The sequence below is a fragment of the Lachnoclostridium phytofermentans genome (assembly GCF_000733755.1).
In the GTDB taxonomy this organism is placed as follows: Bacteria; Bacillota; Clostridia; order Lachnospirales; family Lachnospiraceae; genus Lachnoclostridium; species Lachnoclostridium phytofermentans_A.
On the sequence record NZ_JPOF01000003.1, the window covers coordinates 926,694 to 948,291 of the forward strand.

At 36.3% G+C, this 21,598-nt stretch carries 18 protein-coding genes and 1 pseudogene; 2 read left to right on the forward strand and 17 right to left on the reverse strand.

The features are described 5' to 3' along the window. Nucleotides 1-70: 70 nt before the first annotated feature. The 14 genes and pseudogenes from CC92_RS0109400 to greA all read right to left on the reverse strand — a co-directional run bounded on the left by CC92_RS0109400 (nucleotide 71) and on the right by greA (nucleotide 14,509). A complete protein-coding gene (locus CC92_RS0109400; protein ID WP_029503143.1) occupies nucleotides 71-1,261 on the reverse strand; it encodes a CDP-glycerol glycerophosphotransferase family protein in 1,191 nt (396 codons plus the stop codon). Further along, nucleotides 1,258-2,433 carry a hypothetical protein gene (locus CC92_RS0109405; protein ID WP_051650735.1) on the reverse strand — a complete coding sequence of 392 codons (1,176 nt, stop codon included), beginning with the start codon at nucleotides 2,431-2,433 and terminating at the stop codon, nucleotides 1,258-1,260. The genes CC92_RS0109400 and CC92_RS0109405 overlap by 4 nt, the downstream gene beginning before the upstream one ends. A gap of 36 nt (nucleotides 2,434-2,469) precedes the next feature. Next, the gene (locus CC92_RS0109410; protein ID WP_029503141.1) at nucleotides 2,470-3,213 is read right to left on the reverse strand and encodes an ABC transporter ATP-binding protein; all 744 of its coding nucleotides are present in this window, start codon (nucleotides 3,211-3,213) and stop codon (nucleotides 2,470-2,472) included. A gap of 186 nt (nucleotides 3,214-3,399) precedes the next feature. Then, nucleotides 3,400-4,176, reverse strand: coding sequence for an ABC transporter permease (locus CC92_RS0109415; RefSeq protein ID WP_242841348.1), 777 nt, complete (start codon nucleotides 4,174-4,176; stop codon nucleotides 3,400-3,402). A 342-nt stretch (nucleotides 4,177-4,518) separates the two neighbouring features. Then, the gene (leuA, locus tag CC92_RS0109420; RefSeq protein ID WP_029503139.1) at nucleotides 4,519-6,189 is read right to left on the reverse strand and encodes a 2-isopropylmalate synthase; all 1,671 of its coding nucleotides are present in this window, start codon (nucleotides 6,187-6,189) and stop codon (nucleotides 4,519-4,521) included. 177 nt (nucleotides 6,190-6,366) lie between these two features. Continuing rightward, complete coding sequence (locus CC92_RS0109425; protein ID WP_029503138.1) at nucleotides 6,367-6,642, reverse strand: HPr family phosphocarrier protein; 276 nt, start codon at nucleotides 6,640-6,642, stop codon at nucleotides 6,367-6,369. A 114-nt stretch (nucleotides 6,643-6,756) separates the two neighbouring features. After that, complete coding sequence (locus CC92_RS0109430) at nucleotides 6,757-7,998, reverse strand: YbbR-like domain-containing protein (RefSeq protein ID WP_029503137.1); 1,242 nt, start codon at nucleotides 7,996-7,998, stop codon at nucleotides 6,757-6,759. Beyond that, nucleotides 7,979-8,860: a diadenylate cyclase CdaA gene (gene cdaA, locus CC92_RS0109435; RefSeq protein ID WP_029503135.1), complete on the reverse strand. Its 882-nt coding sequence runs from the start codon at nucleotides 8,858-8,860 to the stop codon at nucleotides 7,979-7,981. The genes CC92_RS0109430 and cdaA overlap by 20 nt, the downstream gene beginning before the upstream one ends. Before the next feature lie 30 nt (nucleotides 8,861-8,890). Beyond that, on the reverse strand, nucleotides 8,891-9,949 hold the full coding sequence (locus CC92_RS0109440; RefSeq protein ID WP_029503134.1) for a hypothetical protein: 1,059 nt from the start codon (nucleotides 9,947-9,949) through the stop codon (nucleotides 8,891-8,893). Next, complete coding sequence (locus CC92_RS0109445) at nucleotides 9,946-10,380, reverse strand: hypothetical protein (RefSeq protein WP_051650734.1); 435 nt, start codon at nucleotides 10,378-10,380, stop codon at nucleotides 9,946-9,948. The genes CC92_RS0109440 and CC92_RS0109445 overlap by 4 nt, the downstream gene beginning before the upstream one ends. A gap of 286 nt (nucleotides 10,381-10,666) precedes the next feature. Next, nucleotides 10,667-10,879, reverse strand: a complete 213-nt coding sequence (locus CC92_RS0109450) for a DUF3006 domain-containing protein (RefSeq protein WP_029503132.1) — start codon at nucleotides 10,877-10,879, stop codon at nucleotides 10,667-10,669. Between the two features lie 209 nt (nucleotides 10,880-11,088). Further along, nucleotides 11,089-11,991, reverse strand: coding sequence for a ComEC/Rec2 family competence protein (locus CC92_RS0109455; protein ID WP_029503131.1), 903 nt, complete (start codon nucleotides 11,989-11,991; stop codon nucleotides 11,089-11,091). Between the two features lie 376 nt (nucleotides 11,992-12,367). Continuing rightward, nucleotides 12,368-13,867: pseudogene (gene lysS / locus CC92_RS0109460) on the reverse strand (lysine--tRNA ligase); the annotation flags it as partial. Nucleotides 13,868-14,026: 159 nt separating this feature from the next. Further along, complete coding sequence (greA, locus tag CC92_RS0109465; protein WP_029503129.1) at nucleotides 14,027-14,509, reverse strand: transcription elongation factor GreA; 483 nt, start codon at nucleotides 14,507-14,509, stop codon at nucleotides 14,027-14,029. Between the two features lie 655 nt (nucleotides 14,510-15,164). Here greA and nifJ point away from each other — a divergent pair. Together nifJ and CC92_RS0109475 are read left to right on the forward strand one after the other, a co-directional pair. Next, complete coding sequence (gene nifJ, locus CC92_RS0109470) at nucleotides 15,165-18,692, forward strand: pyruvate:ferredoxin (flavodoxin) oxidoreductase (protein ID WP_029503128.1); 3,528 nt, start codon at nucleotides 15,165-15,167, stop codon at nucleotides 18,690-18,692. 187 nt (nucleotides 18,693-18,879) lie between these two features. Next, a complete protein-coding gene (locus tag CC92_RS0109475; RefSeq protein ID WP_242841390.1) occupies nucleotides 18,880-19,227 on the forward strand; it encodes a DUF3267 domain-containing protein in 348 nt (115 codons plus the stop codon). A 296-nt stretch (nucleotides 19,228-19,523) separates the two neighbouring features. On the opposite strand, the gene CC92_RS0109480 is transcribed toward CC92_RS0109475, so the two are convergent. Genes CC92_RS0109480 through CC92_RS0109490 form a run of 3 tightly spaced genes read right to left on the reverse strand, consistent with a single transcriptional unit; the run spans nucleotide 19,524 to nucleotide 21,388 of the window. After that, nucleotides 19,524-20,228, reverse strand: coding sequence for a hypothetical protein (locus CC92_RS0109480; protein WP_029503126.1), 705 nt, complete (start codon nucleotides 20,226-20,228; stop codon nucleotides 19,524-19,526). Beyond that, the gene (locus CC92_RS0109485) at nucleotides 20,225-21,058 is read right to left on the reverse strand and encodes a permease prefix domain 1-containing protein (RefSeq protein WP_029503125.1); all 834 of its coding nucleotides are present in this window, start codon (nucleotides 21,056-21,058) and stop codon (nucleotides 20,225-20,227) included. The genes CC92_RS0109480 and CC92_RS0109485 overlap by 4 nt, the downstream gene beginning before the upstream one ends. Further along, nucleotides 21,059-21,388 (reverse strand): PadR family transcriptional regulator, encoded by a 330-nt coding sequence (locus CC92_RS0109490; protein WP_029503124.1) that lies wholly within the window; start codon nucleotides 21,386-21,388, stop codon nucleotides 21,059-21,061. Nucleotides 21,389-21,598 lie beyond the last annotated feature (210 nt).

Sequence of the window (21,598 nt, forward strand, 5' to 3'; positions counted from 1 at the left end):
TCGTCACTTGGTCTTTTTCTCTTATAACTGTTTTCTGACAGACGTCATTTCCTTTTATCAACTATATTACTTATTTTTTACTATCAGCTCTTTTTATTACCTGCTCGATACGATCCGCAACTTTGATTGAAGCTTTTCCGGTTTCCTTCACTTCCAGTTCTTCTAGAAATAGCTGTACTATATCTCGTTTAGAATCCTCGTAATCTCGAATCTTCTCGAATAACTCTTCCTGCGTATAAGCAATTGAAAACGGAAGTGTAGGGAAGTCAAAGTAGAAACCTCTCTCTTTATTATAGTGCATATAATCCTTCGCGTATAAAAAGACAGGACGATTCATCAAAGCAAATTCAAACATGGTATTGGAATAATCAGTAATTAGAACATCAGAGATTAACATCAGTTCATACATATCTTTATAGGAACTTGCATCAATACGATCTCCCTGCTTCTTTAACTGTGAGCTCTGCTCTCTCACCAGTGGATGAAGTCTCTCAATTGCAATGAACTCTCCTCCAAATTGTTTCGATAATTCCATGCAAAGAGCATCATAATTAAGTTCATAGACCGAGGTATCCTTTGAATTACGATAAGTTGGTGCATACAGAACAATCTTTTTCTTCTTATCAATACCTAAGTCACGCTTTATCCGATTCTTTCGGTGCTCATTTTCAGAAAGCAAAAGATCCATTCTTGGGCTTCCCCACTCTGCTATCTCACCGTGAAACCAAAACGCCCTTCGATACATCTTTGTACAATAAGTACTATTGGATACATACAAATCCGTCATTAAAGAATCCTTTTTTGCACGCTTAATATAAGTTTCCCCTAGATATTCTTCACAATCACCTTCTATTTTCTTAAGAGCAAATCCTCCATGCCACAGCTGTATATAATACTGTTTTTTTCGCTTCTTGATATAACCTTCTTTTCGGTTACTTTCAACCCACACTTTAGCGGTAGCAAGTGCATAGATTGCCGATAGTGTATTGGTCTTTTTCACCGTTACTAAGTTAGAGACTGTAACATTCTCTGGACGATTGCATATAAAAATAAGCTCATAAGGTTTCTTTCTGCCTATAAGCTCTTCCGTCACATATTTCACGTTATCGCCAAATCCCCATACATTCATTAAAACGATCCGATTCTTCTTAATCGGAAAGAGTCGAAACAGATAAAAGAATACGGTAATGAAGCCATACCGTATTCCTTTATATAGTTCAATGAGAGGTTTTGGCATTAGCCTTTTCATTCTTTCTCTCATAATCGCTCCAAAATCTCACCAAACTGCTTTCCTGTCTTTTCCCAGCTTAGCGTATTTAAGTATTCTTGTGCATTCTTTTGTTGCTCTCTAAGAACCTCTGGAGTAGAAATTGCACTTTTTAATTTGTGATATAAATCTTCTGGGGACATCTCAACTAACGTAGCACAATTCTTAGGGAAAAAATACTCAAAAGTACCCTCACTAAATTCAATGAGCGGTAATCCAGTCGCTAACATCTCATAGGGTACGGTACAGATATTTGTCATGGATGCTACTAGACCAAAATCTACCTCTTCATAAAGAGACCGTAGCTCTTGTTTGTTTAACATACCTATATTTTCTCCACCCCGTACCTTAAAGGTTTTCGCTTCACCATAATACTTCGCAGTAAGTTTAATTCCATCTTTTGATAGCATCTTACTAACTTTTTCAATCATATATTGAACCACACAAGGAAGGCGCTTTCCATAATATTTAAGATAGACTGCAATTACGATCTCTTTTTTGTGTGGGTAGCTGTCAAAATCTCGCTCCTTCAATGGATATTCTGCTCTTTCATATGGGAAATCAACAATATCAATTGGGGAAACAAGTTTGCACTCCCGCTCAATCATCTGCTTATTCCAAGCACCTAAACTTACCATATGCAAGCCCTGCTCATATGTTTTTTTCGCCATTAAAAACATTTCGCCAAAGGTATAAAAGTATGGTTCGTAATCCTGAACATAATACATCTTGTAACTACCTAGTTTCTTAATATGCGATACGGTATCCCAACCAGTAGCAACCACAACATCAGGACATTTTTTCTCATTAAATTTTCGAAAGGAGGCAGCAGTTAAGAAAGTTCCTTGAACTCCTGGTAGATTACACTTAGCAACATACTCCATCTCTTCCTTGCTTTGTGACTTATATACCGCATAATATACGTGATATCCCTGTTTTGAAAGTTCTGTTCCTAAGCGTAACACCGATGTCTGCCCACCAACATAACGAACCATACGAGTTAATAAAAAACAGATTGTTTTTACTTGCTTAGGTGGAACATTTTTCACAACAGAAGGATCATAATTTTCTAATAAAGCGTTGACACGATATGCATCCACTCTTGCTTGTACGCTATGAATCAAACTGAGTAATGTTCGTTTTCCCTCTCGGATTAAGGCTTCCATGTGAGTCCTCCATTGTATCTTTATTGTAAGTTACTATTATTTATTCAACCTCTGCTCATATAAATTACATATAGTCTCTGAATCTCCCTGTGCAACAAGTCTACCTTTCTCAATGATAATAGCGCGGTCACATAAAGATCGTACTTGGGCAAGACTATGTGATACAAACAAAACAGTAATTTTTTTGTCAAACATATCTTTTATTTTCTTTTCACTTTTCTTTCTGAATTTGGCATCACCTACCGATAATACCTCATCCAAAATTAGAATTTCTGGTTCTACAACCGTTGCTATGGAAAATCCAAGTCTGGCTTTCATACCGGAGGAGTAGTTTTTTAATGGTACATTAATAAAATCTCCTAACTCAGAGAACTCAACAATTTCATTATACTTCTCCTTTATAAAACTTTTGGAATAGCCAAGCACTGCTCCATATAAATAAATATTCTCTGCACCAGTATATTCTTTATCAAATCCTGCTCCAAGCTCAAGTAATGGTACAATATTCCCATTCTTTGTTACCGATCCTTCGGTTGCTTTTAGCACACCAGCGATCACTTTTAATAAAGTACTTTTACCTGCACCATTTAAACCTAGGATGCCGACACGCTGTCCCTTTTTTACCTGAAATGATACTTCTTTTAGAGCCCAGAATTCATTGTAACGAAGTTCTCTTCTAAATAGCTTTATAGCATACTCCTTCATACTGTCAACTTTTTCTGCACTCATATTAAATCTAACACCAACGTTATTTACTTTTAATGCTATGTTATTATCCATTGTTCCTCCATTCAGTTGCTATTCCAGGTTACTGTTTCGTAAAACACATCACTAGTAACCTATCAGCCAGTAATACATATTAATCCTCATTCCTGCGTATGGTTATTTTGAAACTAATGCGAGTAGAACGCAACTATAAAACTTTTGGTTAAAAAAATTTTATTTTCACATACGCTCATGACAGTTTTAAATATATAATACAAACTTATCTTGTTTCTTATAAAACATGAACACACCAACAATAAGCACAACAACACTAAATGTAGCAGAATACAGAAAATACTTCGTGTTCATGGGTTGTCCTAAGATGGCGTTACGGAAATTTTGAATAATACCAAACAGTGGGTTGTATTTTAAAATCCACGCATTGTTACTTGCAAGTATCTTTGACGGATTATAGAAAATAGCGGAAGCATACATAATAAGCATTAGGATAACACCCCATAGATATTCTGTATCTCGAAAGAATACACCTAAGGTTGCTAAAATAAATCCAGTACCTACCGTTAATATAAGTAAAGTTAACATAGGTATGATAGCTTCAAAAATATGCCACGTAGGTTTTATATTCTGTACGACTGCCACTACAACTAAAACACTTAATGAAATCATAAATGTTACAAAACCTGATAAGGTTGAGGCTAGTGGATATATATACTTTGGTACATAAACCTTTCTTATCATTGCACTGTTTCTACGAATTGACTTTAAAGCCAGCTTGGTACCATTGGAAAAATAGGAATATAACAAACGTCCACATAGTACAAACACTGGAAAATTTGGTGTATCATGTCCCATTAACGTAGTAAATACAATCGTCAATACTATCATTGTCAATAATGGTTCTAGTAAAGTCCATAATAATCCAAGTACCGAATTTCGATACTTTAATTTAATATCTTTTTTTACTAGTTCTCCTAGTAAGTATCTATACTTATTAAAATTGCTGAATATTCTTTTCAAATTATCCTCCATTCTTACTCACGCTTTTACGAATAGAAAGCTTGTACCGAGGATTTATAAGGTACAAAACTCCTTAGTTAGACTATAAAATTTCTAACAGGATTTCAAATAAACGGATTGCCTAAAGCCAAACGTAAAAAGACGTTACGAAAAAATTTGCTACATAATCTACCAGAGACAGTATCTCATTCAAGTAAGGATATGTCAATAGATAAGATTATGTAGCAGCATACGTTACTACTAAATATAATCGGAACTAAACCTGCGTTCCAATCATTGGACTTAAGGTGAAAGAACGCACCCTTCATCATAAGTTTCTAAAATAAACTTCTGATCATCCTACTATAAGTAATACAACCTGTTAATTGCGCTGAATAAGCCTCGTAAAGAAGCTCTTGTAATATTGGAACTGGTACCAACACCAAATACGGCTTTCCCGGATTCCTTATCCATTACATGTATATAGGCTGCTGCCCTAGCATTCGCTCCTTCTCCAAGAGCATGCTCACTATAATCAAGAATCTTTATCTTCTTTCCGACAACTTCTTGTAATCCATGATGTACTGCATCAATTGGACCATTGCCAGTAGCCTTAAATACTTTTTCTTCTCCATTGTTAAGGTAAGTTACTGTAACAATGGTATCATAGGTATCATTAGAATCAGACACATCCTCCATCTTGCAGCGTACGAAATGAAGTGGTTCCTTTCGTTCCAGATAACAGGTTTTAAATTCCTGCATAATTTGCTCTGGAGCTACTTCTCCCTGCTTTTCGGATATTCGTTGAATGACATCCGCAAATTCCTTGTGCATTGCTTTAGGAAGCTTATATCCATAGTAAGTTTCCATAATAAAAGCAACACCGCCTTTACCTGATTGACTATTAATACGTACAATCGGTTCATAGCATCTGCCAATGTCTGCAGGATCAACCGGTAAATAAGGTACTTGCCAATATTCCTGATTTCTATCCTTCATGGCTTTGGTTCCCTTATTAATCGCATCTTGATGGGACCCGGAAAATGCAGTAAATACTAATTTTCCTGCATATGGATGTCTTGGATGTACTTGCATTTTACATAAGCGTTCATAGATTTCAATGATCTCATTTACATTTTCAATGTTTAGCCTAGGATCAATTCCTTGCGAAAACATATTATATGCAATCGTTAAGATATCCACATTACCAGTACGTTCCCCGTTACCGAATAAGGTACCTTCCACTCGGTCCGCACCAGCTAAGATCGCTAACTCTGTGCTGGCTACTCCCGTTCCTCTGTCATTATGAGGATGTACACTTAAAATAATGCTTTCTCTGTTTTTCAAATGCTTTGACATCCATTCAATCTGATCTGCATATACATTCGGTGTATTCATCTCCACCGTAGCAGGTAGGTTAAGTATTATCTTATTCTCTATTGACGGTTCCCAAATATCTTGAACCGCTGTACAGATTTCTAAAGCAAAATCGAGCTCCGTTCCGGTGAAACTCTCCGGTGAATACTCTAATATGATTTTACCCTCAAAATCCTTTGCATATTCCTTAACTAACCTCGTTCCTTGCTCTGCAATTTGAATGATTTCTTCACGATTCATGTGAAATACAACATCTCTCTGCAGAGTAGAGGTTGAGTTGTAAATATGTACTACCGCTTGTTTTACTCCTTCCAGTGCCTCAAAGGTTTTTTTGATTAAATGATCTCTACACTGTACTAGAACCTGAATGATAACATCATCCGGTATTAATTTACGGTCAACTAACTGCCTTAAAAAATCATATTCAATTTGAGATGCACTTGGAAATCCAACTTCTATTTCCTTAAAACCTAATCTAACTAAAAGGTTAAAAAACTCTATTTTTTCTTCCACAACCATTGGTTCAATCAAAGCTTGATTGCCATCTCTTAAATCAACACTACACCATGTTGGTGCTTTGGTTATCTCCTTGCTTGGCCATTCACGTTCTGGATACGTAACGACAGGATTTTTCTGATACCTCTTATAATTAATCATGCTTTACCTCATCTCTGCGCTGCACTTTTCTTATCTAGTTTGTGGTTGCAGCGCAGACACAAACTTTTGAATGAATGATTTATCTTTCGCTCTCTCCCCGAATACCTTTCGATTATTATATCAACACTTGTTTTATAAGTCATTCGAAATTCAGCACAAATTGTTCGATATTTTAAGTTATTTTTCGTGATATTCTACAAATTCTGATTCAAGAGCATCTACCATCTTGTCAAATGCTTCCTCCTCATTCTCCCCATCGCAGATTACCTCAACTTCATCACCAAACTTAATACAAGCTGACAAAACACCCAATACGCTTTTTGCATTTACGGTACGATTGCCTATTTTTAATTCTATTTTACATGGAAATTCCATTGCTAATTTACATAGATCCCCGGCTGGTCTAAGATGAAGACCTGTTTCGCTTTTGATTACAACCTTACCGCTTATCATTTCTACCTCCATTCCTGGCCTAACCTCTATGATAGAGTATTGCCTAGGGAGTGTCATAGATTCACCTACGACACTCCCTAGTCACTATAGTCACCATCGACTTTTATTTCACTCTTATTCTCTCTCCACTACCTCAACACTAATAGTAACTGGTTGAATTGTGAGTTGATCATTCGCCTTATACTGTACTGTAACCGAATGGGTTCCCAGTCCATAATTCAATAAATCAATATATGGCCGTATCGTTAGCGCAGATACTTCACTTAAAGATTCTGAAACACCCATGACACGTACATTAATATTTCCAAGTGTCTTAAAAATAACCTCATAATCACTATCTAGGTTTTTCACCTGAATATCCGACATACGTACAGATAAATCTTTACTTTCCAATCGATCAATTTTCACAGTAATATCAAAGGTATTGCTTTCATCAACTAAGGTATATACTCCAGGATATGCATCTTCTAAGATGGTTTCAATATTTCTTTTCTCTGGGAAGGTTTCTTTCTTCCCGCTAATGTCGATCTGCTGCTTTAACCAGTAGATCTTATCCAGATCTTTCTGCTCACCAGCGATTGTAATGTTTTTTGGTTCCCACACAACATCGGTGCATTTATAACCATAGGCAGGAGTACCAATCGGTGATACTTGAATAGGTATTGTTTTTGTTGGTAAAACAGTAATATCCACTGTTACTTCCTTGGTTTCAAAATCCAGTTTTTCCGTGTCAATAATATACCCATTCTCATCATAAACAATAAGGTTTGACATAACTTGATAAGAGCTACTTGCTTGATCTACGTTAATCTCTACGACAACATCCTTAATCTTAGCAATCTTCTTCTTAGACCCAGAGATTTCAATAATATTAGGATTAGCGATTAATTCCGTGACATAGTACCCTTCCTTCGCCTCTCCCGTTTGTCTTACGTTAACCCGAAAGGTTTGCGTATCCAGTTCTTCCAGTGTCAATGTCATCATCTGAGTTTGCTCTAATATCTCAATTTCATCGGCATTGTATTTGTATGATTCCTTTGGTGATACGTGAATTGGCACTGCATTCACCATAGACATTTCATTAAAATCAGCGACCGCTATAAAGTCAGTATTCTTTAATCCGTCGATAATCGAACGTTTTCCTCGAACCTTTATTGAGATAATATCGCCAGACTCCACATCATAACGCTTGTTATGTTGTTCCATAGTCTCCGTATTGATGGTTTGAACTTCAATATCATCAATCGTACTGATTATGTAGGGGTCTGAGATATTCATAATCATCACCCAACATAAGACAGCGATAAGGAAAGATATGATTTTAAGCGCTATATTTCTAGTTAGTACCTTTTTCATTCTTTCTCTTTCCCCTCCATAGCTTTATCTTCTTTACTTCGCTCGGTGCCTTTTTTTGTATTTCCGAAAGTTTAGCCCTTAAATAATCCCCATCAACACTACGGATTAATTGACCGCCCTTTGCAATCGATACCTTACCTGTTTCCTCCGAAACGATAATTGTAAAACTATCTGTTACCTCACTAATACCAACCGCAGCACGGTGTCTTGTTCCTAAATCTTTTGATAGTCTCATATTGTCTGAGAGCGGTAGATAACAAGTTGCTGCTGTAATTCTATTTCCCCGTATGGTGATAGCACCATCATGGAGCGGTGTATTGTGTTCAAAAATATTAATTAATAACTGACTACTTAATACCGCATCGAGGGCAATACCAGTTCGCTCAAACTCACCTAATGATACCTCTTGCTCAATTACCATCAAAGCACCAGTTTTTGCCTTCGCTAATTCAAAAGTTGCCCTTACCAGCTCATTCAGTGTTTCATCAGAAAATCGTTCTGGTTTTTCTTTGGTTTCACTTAGATAGAACAACGGAGAGACGATACTCTTTTGTCCAAGTTGTTCTAACGCCTTTCGAAACTCTGGCTGGAATACGATAATTAATGCTATGATACCAACGTTAATCGTATTCACAAAGATCCAGATTATCACATTAAAGTTAAAGATGTAGGCAATGACCCAAAAGACAAACAAGATCACTAATCCTTTCATTAAGGACCATGCACGTGTTGTCTTTACCCACTTAATCACATTATAGATTAAGAATGCCAGTAAGAATATCTCAATGATATCCGTTATCTTTAATTTCGGTAAAGAAAGGCGTACCAAATAGTCTTGTATAAACGTCTTAATTGATTCCATGCTTACATCCCCACCCTAATCGTATCTTTCTTATCGTCTTCGATTCATATTGTCTTGTAATCTTGCTTCTCTTGCTTGATTATCACGAATGCGACGTTCCATTTCTCTTTTATCTTCGTCATCATCCTCAAAGGAATCGTCAATTTCTTCTTCAGAACCACGTTGTGCATTAATTCTCTTCACTTTAACGTTGGTCATGCTAACTTTAATTTTAGGAACTGCTTTTACATAATAATAGTAATCATCGTCTTCAAATTGAACATTTTCTACAGCAGTATAATCAAGCACTCTACGGAAAAATTGAATCGCAACTACAATTACAGCAGAAATCAAGGTTCCTAAAATCATTGTACCAATCTGTTTTGGTATGTCAAGTCGAAGGTCTACGATTAAAAAGCCAATTATGGTGGTTACAGTACCAGCACCGATTGCGATTTCAAACGCATACTCAATCTTTAATCGACGTACTACATAAACTACTGCTATTACTAAAGCAAAGACAATAATTGACATAATCATTTGTTTGTTAGCAACGATCTTATCAATAATATTAATAAATACCGGGAATATATCATCCATACTGGTAATATCTGTTGCGGTAGCTACTTCTTCTTGAATAACATGGATAATATAATAGATTGCCACGCCACAAGAAGCTGGTAGTATTGTGATTGGACTAGCAATTAGCCCAAGTAATAACGGTACTGTATATGGAATATGAAGTGCATACAAAATCGGAATACCTAATACTACATACCCGAAACTTGGAGTATATCTTATAAAAAAGCAATATAATATGATATAAATAAACACCAATAATATAGCAAGTAACGGTGCTACCGAGTAGACATGTGCTAAGGATAATACCATGGCTAACAATACTAAGATAGCGGATGGAGTTACCGCGCTTACCACCGATAATAGTAAGACAATGGTGATTTTATTAAGCTTATCATCATATCCGATTGCCTTATTAATTACCATAAATACAATCAATGCGACGATAAATTTTATCGCTGGATTTAAGTAGTTCTGATATTTTTGATAGATTTCGCGAAGTTTCTCACGAAACTCAAGAATTTGCATCATAATGAAGTATCCTCCCTTTGTGACTCATTCATAAGGCTACCATCCTCCTCTTTATAAATGATACGAAGCCTTTTTAATAAATTAAAATACTTGGATAATTTTTTCCTTGAACGATCGTACTTTATTGAGTACCCAATCAAAGTTCCGATGATTGATATTGTTTGTAATACTATAAAGTATCCAAGAATTGTCATTCCAATGGAGCGATAATCCAATGAAACCGCATTCTCAATCAAATACTCTGACTTATAGATAAAAATCATAAATAGTAACAACAAATAACCAAAAGCGGTTGCTGTAATAGATTTTAATACCTGAAGTCTGACATAATCTGTTTTATAATACTTACTAAGTCGAATGTCCTCTTTGCCTTCCTCATTCTCATAGGCAGCAAGTTTAGTCATCAACCTAATTTTCCTGTTATTTAGCATTTCGCGCCTCCTTACATTCTTACCCATTGCGCTTTGCGCACAGTGAGGTTTGAATCCTATACCTCTCACTAACTTCATTGCGAAGATATGTATCAAAGTAACTGCTCAATATGAATGCAATCGAACAGTTACCTCTATTTTTCACCTATTTTAACTGATATATTCCATCTTCGCAAAAAAGCAATTACCGCATAATACAGGCAGTGTAACGTAAATATTATATCACAATGATTTTTGAATATCGATAGTTTTTAAAAATTTAAATATTCTGTAATACATTCCCATCTTATTTGAACAACTTGCTCATCATCTGATTCATCTTTTTACGATTTTCATCCGCTTCTCTATCATCGATCCGTATGATGCCGTTATCATCAATGAGTAAGTCACCCTCCTTTGCTTCCATTGGAAGTTTATACTTTGGAATATTCACCATATCCTTTTTCTCATCCTCGCAGACTGCGTAGGTTCCTTCAAATCTGTCAATAATATATTTCATAAACTAGCTCCTTGCTTTCAAGTATTATTGTATCGGAGATGCATTATGAGACAATTGTTCTCCATATGATGTTCGTTCATCGATGACATGTTACATATTTTTATAACTCTAGTGTTCCCTCGAATGTAAGTCAAATGGTGATACATTGTAATCCATTCGAGGTTATTTCATCGGAGTTACATTGCACGTTAGTTGTTTTCCATCCGATGTTATAACATCGGAGTTACATTACACGTTAGTTGTTTTCCATCCGATGTTATAACAATAGTACCTTGTTCATCGGTACGGAAATAAGGAATCTTATACTCCTTAAGCATCTTGATTGTGCTTTTACTTGGATGTCCGTAGGAATTATCCTTCCCTACTGTAATAACAGCATACTTTGGATTCACTGCTTTCACAAATTCTTTCGTTGATGAGGTATTACTTCCATGGTGAGACAGTTTTAATACGTCTGCACTCAAATCAAGCTTAGTAGCTAGCATATCCTCCTCGGCTTCCTTCTCAGCATCACCGCACATTACAAATGAGTGTTTCCCATTACTTACTTTAATTCCAATTGACCAATTATTTAGTTCATTTTCATAATCTCTTCCCGGTGCTAAAAATGTTACAGTAACAGCACCAAAGCGAAAACTCTCTCCAGGTTTTGGTGCATGGAGAGTATTTCCGGTTTCCATTACTGCCTTTAGTACATCTTCATATGTTTTTGAAGTATGTTCTTTTTTTGGCGCATAAATCTTCTTAACCTTAAATTCCCGAATGACAGAGTCAATGCTTCCAATATGGTCTTCATGTGGATGAGTCATAATAACAGCTTCAAACTCTTTTACACCTAGGTCATCTAAATAATCAAGTATAACATCTTTATCGGCATTATTGCCTCCATCCACCAGCATGTACTTCTTATTATGTTCGACTAAAATACAATCCGCTTGACCTACATCAATGAAATGAACCTTCATTAGCGGATCATCAGTGACCTCTGCGGATGTTGCCTTGTTTCCTTCTGCTTGCTTTCGTTGGTCAGTCGTATATACATACTGTCCAATTACTAACATTATAATAAGTAATAGTATGGAAACTATGCTAATCTTCTTACTTTTTCTCATCTGAAATTCCTCATTTTTTCTTTCTCTTATGTTACTACAAACTAAGTCAGTCAGCAAGTTATCAAACTAAAATAGGAAAAAATCTCTCTTTTTTTACTTACTTACGCATCAAATTTAGTAAAACTGCCTAATTGCACTAGAAAAAAGTTGCTACACAGTAAGCGGCATTCTACCTTCCTATGCCCCTTCGCATTGTACTGTATAACAACCTCTTATCGTGGTTCTGTCAGAATTATATCCAATTCACTATTCGCTTAAACTCCTATTGCCTTGAATAGAAATAGATTTGTAAATAACTTCTCTTAGAAAAACACCATTACCTATATTTAATTCTATAAGCAATGGTGCTTCCATGATTTTCACTATTTTATTTATCTAAGCTCTTCATTGTTGGGAACAACAACACATCACGGATTGCAGCAGAATCCGTTAATAACATTACGAAACGGTCAATACCAATTCCGATACCACCAGTTGGAGGCATACCATATGCTAATGCATTTAGGAAATCTTCGTCCATGGAGTTCGCTTCTTCATCACCAGCAGCTTTTAATGCCTCTTGTGCCACAAAGCGTTCTCTTTGATCGATTGGATCATTTAACTCAGAGTATGCATTTGCCATTTCTCTCTTCGTAACAAATAATTCAAAACGTTCTGTATATTCTGGATTCTCTGGTTTTTTCTTTGTCAAAGGAGAAATTTCAACTGGATGATCTAATACAAAGGTTGGTTGTATCAGATGTTCTTCTACAAATTCTTCAAAGAATAGGCTTAAGATATCGCCTTTTTTGTGTCTATCTTCAAAGGAAACATGATGCTCTTTTGCAAGTGCTTTTGCTTCTTCTTCTGTCTTAACCTGGTCAAAATCAATTCCTGTATATTTCTTAACTGCTTCAACCATGGTAATACGCTCAAATGGTTTACCAAGGTCAATTTCGACACCTTCATAAGAAATCTTTGTTGTACCAAGTACTTTTTCTGCTACCGTACGGAATAGTTTTTCTGTTAAATCCATCATTCCGTTATAGTCTGTATATGCTTGATATAACTCTAATAAAGTAAATTCAGGATTGTGACGAACGGATAACCCTTCGTTACGGAACACTCTACCGATTTCATATACTCTTTCTAATCCACCTACAATCAATCTCTTTAGGTATAACTCTAGGGAAATTCTTAAATTCAAGTCCTCATCTAAAGAATTGTGGTGTGTCATAAATGGTCTTGCTGCAGCACCACCAGCATTCTTAACTAAAACTGGAGTTTCTACTTCAATAAAGTCTTCTCCATCTAAGTAATTACGGATTTCACGAATGATAGCAGAACGCTTAATGAATGTTTCTTTTACTTCTGGATTCATCATTAAGTCTACATATCTTTGACGATATCTTGTATCTGTATCTGTTAATCCGTGATATTTTTCAGGTAATACTTGTAAACATTTTGATAATAAAATGATTTCAGTTGCACGTACAGAGATTTCACCTGCATGTGTTTTAAAAACTTCACCCTTGATTCCTACAATATCACCGATATCGAATTTTTTAAATCCAGCATATTCTTCCTCTCCTATGCTATCTCTTTGAACATAAGACTGAATATTGCCAAGCTTGTCCTGAATATTAATAAATGAGGCTTTTCCCATTACTCTCTTTGTCATAATTCTACCAGCAAGTGCTACTGTCTGGCCTTCTAAACTCTCAAAGTTATCTTTGATCTCTGTAGTATGATGGGTCACATCATACTTCATCTTCTGAAACGGATCTTTTCCTGCTTCTTGTAAATCAGCAAGTTTTTGCATTTTTACTTTAATTAATTCATTTACGTTAACTTCCTGAGTATTATTTACGTTTTGAACCTTATTCTCCTCTGCCACTGTTTTCTTCCTTTCCTTTTACTCGCATCCATAGTTAGCAGTATCTTATCTACTTACGGATTCGATATGCACATTGTTATCATAGAAAGCGACCATTTAGTATGCTGTTGCACCTCTTATGGTCGCTCTTTTTTCTGCGCATTGCAGCCATTATACATCTTAATTCGATTTTTGAATCTCAAGAACTTTATATTTAAAGATATTGCCATTGATATCAACTTCAATCACATCATCTTTTCTTGCGCCGATTAATGCTTTACCAACTGGTGACTCATTTGAGATTTTTCCTTTTAAGCTATTTGCTTCGGTAGAACCTACAATCTTATATTCTAATTCATCATCATATTCCATATCTAAGATTCTTACCAAGCAACCAATGTTAATTTTATCAACATCTACCTCGTCTTCAACAACGACTTCCGCATTTTTTAAAATCTTATCGATTTCTTCGATTCTTGCCTCTATGTCTCTTTGCTCGTCTTTCGCTGCATCGTATTCTGCATTCTCTGACAAATCACCTTGTTCTCTGGCTTCTTTGATCTTCTGAGCAACCTGTTTTCTCTTGTTTACTTTTAATTCTTGTAATTCATCCTCTAATTGTTTCAGCCCTTCATAGGTCAAAATATTCTTCTTCTCCGCCATTGAAATACCCTTCCTCCATACTACATTATTCTCTTGTGAATATATCTCTGCAGTCTAGCTAATAAGCATAAAAACGATATAATACCAATATTCAAAGTATTATATCGTATTCAAAACCTCTTGTCAACAAGACCAAAGGGATATATTATGAAATCCTTATCGACACAAATCTTTCTTTTTCCTGATAAAAACAATTGAATTATCTAAGATTTGATTCATTGTTTTATCAACTAATCTTCTAGTTCATTTATATGACCAAAAATGAATTTCCATACATAGTTTCGATTGTATGAATTAGTATAACAGAAACTCGCAGAAACATACTTATAACACTTAGGTAGTTGCTGACTAATCTTTAGAAAATTACCAGTTCAATTTGAAGTATGATTTTTTTCTATATTAAATAAGTAACATATAAATACGTTACATAATAAATAACCATATTGTACCATTTTTCACAAGTTAAGTTATTTTTTCCTTATATTTCTTTGTTTGTTATGGAGAATTTGCTTATTTTTCGGTTGAAAACAAAAGAAAGCCTTTACTATTTAATGGTTTAGTGATAATCTTTTATGTAGGTATTTTTTAAAATACATTAAACCTAGGTAATTATAGATATCTTATAATTACCATTCTATAAGGAGGATATTCAAACATGGCTAGAAAAATGAAAACCATGGATGGTAATACCGCTGCGGCTCACGTGTCATATGCATTTACCGATGTAGCGGCAATCTATCCAATCACACCATCTTCACCAATGGCTGACTACACAGATATGTGGGCAACTCAGGGAAGAAAGAACATCTTCGGACACGAAGTATTGTTATCCGAGATGCAGTCTGAAGCAGGTGCAGCAGGTGCTGTTCACGGTTCGTTGCAGGCAGGTGCATTAACAACAACCTACACCGCATCTCAAGGTTTATTATTAATGATTCCTAATATGTATAAAATCGCTGGTGAGTTATTACCGGGCGTTATTAACGTTTCTGCACGTGCTCTTGCAAGTCATGCACTTTCCATCTTCGGAGATCATTCCGACGTTTACGCTTGTCGTCAAACTGGATTTGCTATGCTTTGCTCAGGTAATGTTCAAGAAACTATGGACTTAGGTGCTGTAGCTCACTTAACAGCAATCAAAGGTCGTGTTCCTTTTATCCATTTCTTTGATGGTTTTAGAACATCACACGAAATCCAGAAAATCGCTATCTGGGACTACGAAGATTTAAAAGAAATGACTGATATGGACGCTGTAGATGCTTTCCGTAACAGAGCTTTAAATCCAGAACACCCAGTTCAAAGAGGTACTGCTCAAAACCCTGACGTATTCTTCCAGGCAAGAGAAGCTTGCAACCAGTATTATGATGCAATCCCTGAGCTTACACAGGAGTACATGGACAAGGTTAACGCAAAGATCGGTACTGATTATAAATTATTCAACTACTACGGAGCTGCTGATGCAGATCACGTTATTATCGCTATGGGTTCAGTTTGCGATACTATCGAAGAGACAATCGATCATATGAATGCAAGTGGTGCTAAGGTTGGTCTTATCAAGGTTCGTCTTTACAGACCATTCTCCGCTAAGCATTTATTAGAGGCTATTCCTGCATCTGTTAAGCAGATTACAGTTCTTGATAGAACAAAAGAGCCAGGTGCACTTGGTGAGCCTTTATACTTAGACGTTGTAGCTGCTCTTAAGGATACTAAGTTTACTGATATCCCTGTATTAACTGGCCGTTATGGTTTAGGTTCCAAGGATACTACACCAGCTCAGATTATCGCTGTTTATAATAACAAGGAAAAGAAGAATTTCACAATCGGTATCAACGATGACGTTACTCATCTTTCCCTTGACCTTCCAGAAAATCCAGAAACAGCTAACAAGGGTACAACTGCTTGTAAATTCTGGGGACTTGGTGCAGACGGTACTGTAGGTGCTAATAAGAACTCCATCAAGATTATCGGTGACCATACTGATAAGTACGCTCAGGCTTACTTTGATTATGACTCCAAGAAATCCGGTGGTGTTACTATCTCCCACTTACGTTTCGGTGATAGCCCAATCAAATCCACTTATTTAATCAACAAAGCTGACTTCGTTGCTTGTCACATGCCAGCTTATGTTAGAAGATATAACATGGTACAGGATCTTAAGAAGGGTGGTACTTTCCTCCTTAACTGTTCTTGGAACATGGAAGAAATCGAGAAGAACCTTCCTGGTCAGGTAAAACGTTATATGGCAAAGAACAACATTAAGTTCTACACCATCGACGGTATCCAGATTGGTAAGGAAGTTGGTCTTGGCGGACGTATCAATACTATCCTTCAGGCTGCATTCTTTAAATTAGCTAACATCATTCCTATCGAGGATGCTGTTAAATACATGAAAGACGCTGCTACTGCTTCTTATTCTAAGAAGGGTGATGATATCGTTAAGATGAACCATACTGCAATTGATCGTGGTGTGGAAGGTCTTGTTGAGATTAAAGTACCTGCTGAATGGGCAAATGCTGAAGATGAGAATTTAGCTGCTACTGCTACTGTTGGTAGACCAGAAGTTCTTGATTATGTTAACACTATCCTTCACAAGGTAAATGCTCAGGACGGTAACAGTCTTCCTGTATCTGCTTTCGTTGAGAATGCAGACGGTACTGTACCTCTAGGAACAGCTGCATACGAGAAACGTGGTATCGCAATCGATGTTCCAGTATGGAATCCAGAAATCTGTTTACAGTGTAACCTTTGTTCTTATGTATGTCCTCATGCAGTTATCCGTCCAGTTGTAATGACTGAGGAGCAGGCTGCTAATGCTCCAGAGGGAATGAAGATGGTTAACATGAAGCAGATGGAAGGCAAGAAATTTGCTATTACTATCTCTGTACTTGACTGTACAGGATGTGGAAGCTGTGCACATGTTTGTCCAGAAGTTAAGGGTAACAAAGCTCTTAGCATGGATTTACTTGAGAATCAATATGATACTCAAAAATACGCTGATTACGCAGTAACATTAGAGACTCCTGCTGAAATCCTTGAGAAATTCAAAGAAACTACAGTTAAGGGTAGCCAGTTCAAACAGCCATTACTTGAGTTCTCCGGAGCTTGTGCTGGTTGTGGTGAAACACCTTACGCTAAATTAATTACTCAGTTATATGGTGATAGAATGTACATTGCAAACGCTACTGGATGTTCTTCCATCTGGGGTGGTTCCTCTCCATCTACACCTTATACAGTAAATAAAGAAGGCAAGGGTCCAGCTTGGGCTAACTCCTTATTCGAGGATAACGCTGAATTCGGTTTCGGTATGCAATTAGCTCAGGTAGCTCTTAGAAAACGTTTAATCGAATCTGCTGAAAACTTAATCGCTAATTCCTCCAATGCTGATGTAAAGGCTGCTGCTGAAGAGTTCCTTGCAACAAAGGATAACTCCACTGCAAATGCTTCTGCTTCTAAGAAATTAGTTGCTGCATTAGAAAATTGCGGATGTGATAATGCTGACAGAGCAAACATCTTAAAGAACAAGAGCTTCTTATCTAAGAAGTCCCAATGGATCTTTGGTGGTGACGGTTGGGCTTACGACATCGGTTTCGGTGGTCTTGACCACGTAATCGCTTCCGGCCAGGATGTAAATATCATGGTATTCGATACTGAAGTTTACTCCAATACAGGTGGACAGTCCTCTAAGGCTACACCAACTGGTGCAATTGCTCAGTTCGCTGCTGCTGGTAAAGAAGTGAAGAAGAAAGACCTTGCTGCAATCGCTATGAGCTATGGTTACGTATATGTAGCACAGATCGCTCAGGGTGCTGATTACAATCAGTGTATCAAGGCTATCACAGAAGCTGAGAACTATCCAGGTCCATCCTTAATTATCGCTTATGCACCATGTATCAACCATGGTATCAAGGGCGGTATGACAAGTGCTCAGACTGAAGAGAAGCGTGCAGTTGAAGCTGGTTACTGGCACTTATTCAGATTCAATCCTACTTTAAAAGCAGAAGGAAAGAATCCATTCGTGTTAGATTCTAAGGCTCCAAAGGCTAGCTACCAAGAATTCCTTCAGAGCGAGGTTCGTTACAACAGACTTAGCAGAACAAATCCAGAAAGAGCTGCTGCATTATTTGCAAAAGCTGAGCAGGATGCTAAGGAGAAGTACGAGAAGCTTGTAAAGATGGCTGAGTAATTTTAAGCAATATAAGATAATATAATTATATTTTAAGAAAAAAGAAAGAGCTGTACACTAGCAGATAACTGCCAGAGCACAGCTCTTTTTATAACTTTGGCAAAGGAGTACATATGAAATTACATTATAAAGGGAGATATAATTTAAATAAAGAATCCCTACCACTCTCCTTGGAGGGGTTTTATCTCTGGCGTGTGCCTTTCCCCATGAATTACTTCATGCATTATGTTTCAAAGAAGATGTCTACCTTTACACAAACTTAAAACATGGGATGCTATTTGTCGTCGGACCTGAAACTATGAGTAAGGGGCGATTTATATTCATGTCACTGTTACCCAATCTTGCATTCGGCTTCATTCCATATATTATTGCACTAATCATACCGTCTCAAAGTACTTTGGGTGTCTTTGGTGCTTTATCCATAGCGATGGGAGCGGGAGACTATATTAATATATTTAATACAATAACCCAAGTACCAAAAGGAGCCAGAACATATTTATATCAGTTTAATTCTTTTTGGTATATGCCAGAGTAGTCTTACACTAATAGTAGAAATAAGCAAAGGATCACTGTAATGAAATGGCATTATCATTAAAACAACAACCGACAGATAATCATAGGAGTGTTTGTCGGCTGCTGTTTTGTCTGTATTCTTGTTACAGATGTCATTAGTTTCATAGTAATTGAGAATAGCCTTAATGGAATAAAATACTTCCGCTAAGCCAAATGCTCGTAATTTTTAACTTTCCATACCAGCATCTAATATTCTTTGTAGTTTTTTGGTAGCGAGGAATTTGTGATCACAAAGCCCATACCCATATTGATAAATATTCACTTTCCATAAAGATATTCCCAATTAAGCTCCAAATCTTCTTCCAAAACAATTTCCCCAGTTTCCGAATAAAAACGTAGCTGAATAGGATAGCTATCAATTATATTAGTCCTAAAATCTGCTATTAGTCCCAAGGTAAAAATCAGATGCTCTAAATTGTCATCTCTTTCCCATTCAAACTTAGGTTCTTTTTGATTCACTATATGAAAAGAATATACTCCATCTGTTTCCCTTATTCCCTCATATGTGTATGTATTCGTTTCCTTTTTTTCGTTACGATCTATATATTCAAAATTAATTGATAGTTCCGCCCTCATTGGTTCTTTCATGTTCGTTGCTACAAAAATCAAGGCATTGTGAAAACTTGAACTATTGTGTGGAATCACGGTTATATCACCATGGCTTTTGTAACTAAATAAGTTCCTACCTTTCCACAAATGATAGTTTTTATCAATAGTTCCAACTTGAATATAATCTTGATAAGTTGCTAAAACGATTTTTGTATTAAAAGAGCTTGGATCTTCACTAATCACAAGGATTTCAGATGGTCCGCTTAAATATGCTTTTTCCATCTTACGAAAAGCATCCACAGGAGAAAAACTGGCGAAATCCACAACAATAAAACACAATAATAATAGGAGTGATATCAGGACTAAATTACGGATGATACGCCACTTTCTCTTTAATCTTGGTAACTTAATCATAGGTCACCTCCCTCAACTGTTGGTATTCGAAGTCGAAAGCTTCTTCCTAAAAAATCATATTGCAGTTCTATCCATTCTGCCTCTGGCGCTAAATTATTCACCCACACCTCAAACTGACTGCTAAATAGTCGCTCCACTGTAAGATTTCCCACGATACTAGGTTCTCTTCCATACCTTCTAACATCTGTATAAAAATTCCCTAGATTATCAATCGCTGTCAGACGTTCTATGATTCCTCTCGGAGCATCCAAAAAAGGACTATGTTTGGCTTTTAAAATGAACTTAAAAACATCATCTCCATATAATTTATCTTCTACCTCATATTCCACCTTCCAATGAAGAACGTTTGGCACAGACAATTGATAACCTTCTATAGTTGCTTCACAAGTCGGTGTTAAATCAGCAATTAACGTATATTCATTATAATTATTATATTGATCACGATTCTCTTCCCAATAATCCTTTTGTGGCTTTAGCTCCTCTATCATATTTCCAATCCCGCCAACCTGTTTACTGACAAAAAATATTAAGAGAATAGAAAACACTAGAAGCAACTGAGTAAATCTCCACAAATAACCCAAGTATGGTCTATGTATTTTTCTCATCATAAGCCCTAGCTCAGTGGCATCTCCCATCGCTTCAATCGCTGATTTCATTGCTTCTTCACGCTTCATGCCATCGTTTTCAAAGTCATTTGCTTTATCAAATAGATGTGCAAGTAATTCTTGGTATACCTGCTCTCTATCTGGTTTAAATCTTATGTATCTGCTCGCTTCGTGGCTCCAATGATAGATGTCTGTAATGTTTGTTTCATTCCTCTTTTCTTTCATTTAGCCTCCTAATACAACAAGATTGACTTTCTTGGCGAAATACTCCCACTCCTGAGTTCTTTTTATTAGATATTTCATTCCCTTATCTGTGATTTTGTAATACTTTCTCTTTCTTCCATTCTCTGCCTCCATCATACGGGACGTTACATACTTTTCTTTCTCTAACGTGTGAAGAATTGGGTAAAGTGTTCCTTCTTTTAGTTGAAATGCATTTTCAGACTTATTCGCAAGTTCTACCACCATTTGATATCCATACATCTCTTCTTCTTTAATTAATGATAGAATCAATAATGTATGGCTTCCACTTAATAAATTCTTATCAATATTCATCGAATCCCTCCCTTTATACCTTGATAATCTAGGTATATTATACCTAGGTCATCGAGGTAAGTCAAGAATAAATATGCCTGTTCAAAAAGCAAAACATTCCATCAACAGATTCATTATTAATAGTGCAGTGAGCAATTTTGTGTTAACATTAGATATAAGCGAATCCTCTTTCTTTTTTTGTTTGATCACAAATACTAAAAGAAATAGTTT

What these genes read in the sequence shown, in the direction of transcription:
- CC92_RS0109450 (WP_029503132.1), bottom strand. Translation starts at nt 10,879, where the DNA reads ATGAAATATATTATTGACAGATTTGAAGGAACCTACGCAGTCTGCGAG.
- CC92_RS0109480 (WP_029503126.1), bottom strand. Translation starts at nt 20,228, where the DNA reads ATGATTAAGTTACCAAGATTAAAGAGAAAGTGGCGTATCATCCGTAAT.
- CC92_RS0109405 (WP_051650735.1), bottom strand. Translation starts at nt 2,433, where the DNA reads ATGGAAGCCTTAATCCGAGAGGGAAAACGAACATTACTCAGTTTGATT.
- greA (WP_029503129.1), bottom strand. Translation starts at nt 14,509, where the DNA reads ATGGCGGAGAAGAAGAATATTTTGACCTATGAAGGGCTGAAACAATTA.
- leuA (WP_029503139.1), bottom strand. Translation starts at nt 6,189, where the DNA reads ATGATTAATTATAAGAGGTATCAGAAAAATCCTGTCGTTACGTATCCA.
- CC92_RS0109400 (WP_029503143.1), bottom strand. Translation starts at nt 1,261, where the DNA reads ATGAGAGAAAGAATGAAAAGGCTAATGCCAAAACCTCTCATTGAACTA.
- CC92_RS0109425 (WP_029503138.1), bottom strand. Translation starts at nt 6,642, where the DNA reads ATGATAAGCGGTAAGGTTGTAATCAAAAGCGAAACAGGTCTTCATCTT.
- CC92_RS0109455 (WP_029503131.1), bottom strand. Translation starts at nt 11,991, where the DNA reads ATGAGAAAAAGTAAGAAGATTAGCATAGTTTCCATACTATTACTTATT.
- CC92_RS0109445 (WP_051650734.1), bottom strand. Translation starts at nt 10,380, where the DNA reads ATGCTAAATAACAGGAAAATTAGGTTGATGACTAAACTTGCTGCCTAT.
- CC92_RS0109440 (WP_029503134.1), bottom strand. Translation starts at nt 9,949, where the DNA reads ATGATGCAAATTCTTGAGTTTCGTGAGAAACTTCGCGAAATCTATCAA.
- CC92_RS0109490 (WP_029503124.1), bottom strand. Translation starts at nt 21,388, where the DNA reads ATGAATATTGATAAGAATTTATTAAGTGGAAGCCATACATTATTGATT.
- CC92_RS0109485 (WP_029503125.1), bottom strand. Translation starts at nt 21,058, where the DNA reads ATGAAAGAAAAGAGGAATGAAACAAACATTACAGACATCTATCATTGG.
- CC92_RS0109430 (WP_029503137.1), bottom strand. Translation starts at nt 7,998, where the DNA reads ATGAAAAAGGTACTAACTAGAAATATAGCGCTTAAAATCATATCTTTC.
- cdaA (WP_029503135.1), bottom strand. Translation starts at nt 8,860, where the DNA reads ATGGAATCAATTAAGACGTTTATACAAGACTATTTGGTACGCCTTTCT.
- nifJ (WP_029503128.1), top strand. Translation starts at nt 15,165, where the DNA reads ATGGCTAGAAAAATGAAAACCATGGATGGTAATACCGCTGCGGCTCAC.
- CC92_RS0109410 (WP_029503141.1), bottom strand. Translation starts at nt 3,213, where the DNA reads ATGGATAATAACATAGCATTAAAAGTAAATAACGTTGGTGTTAGATTT.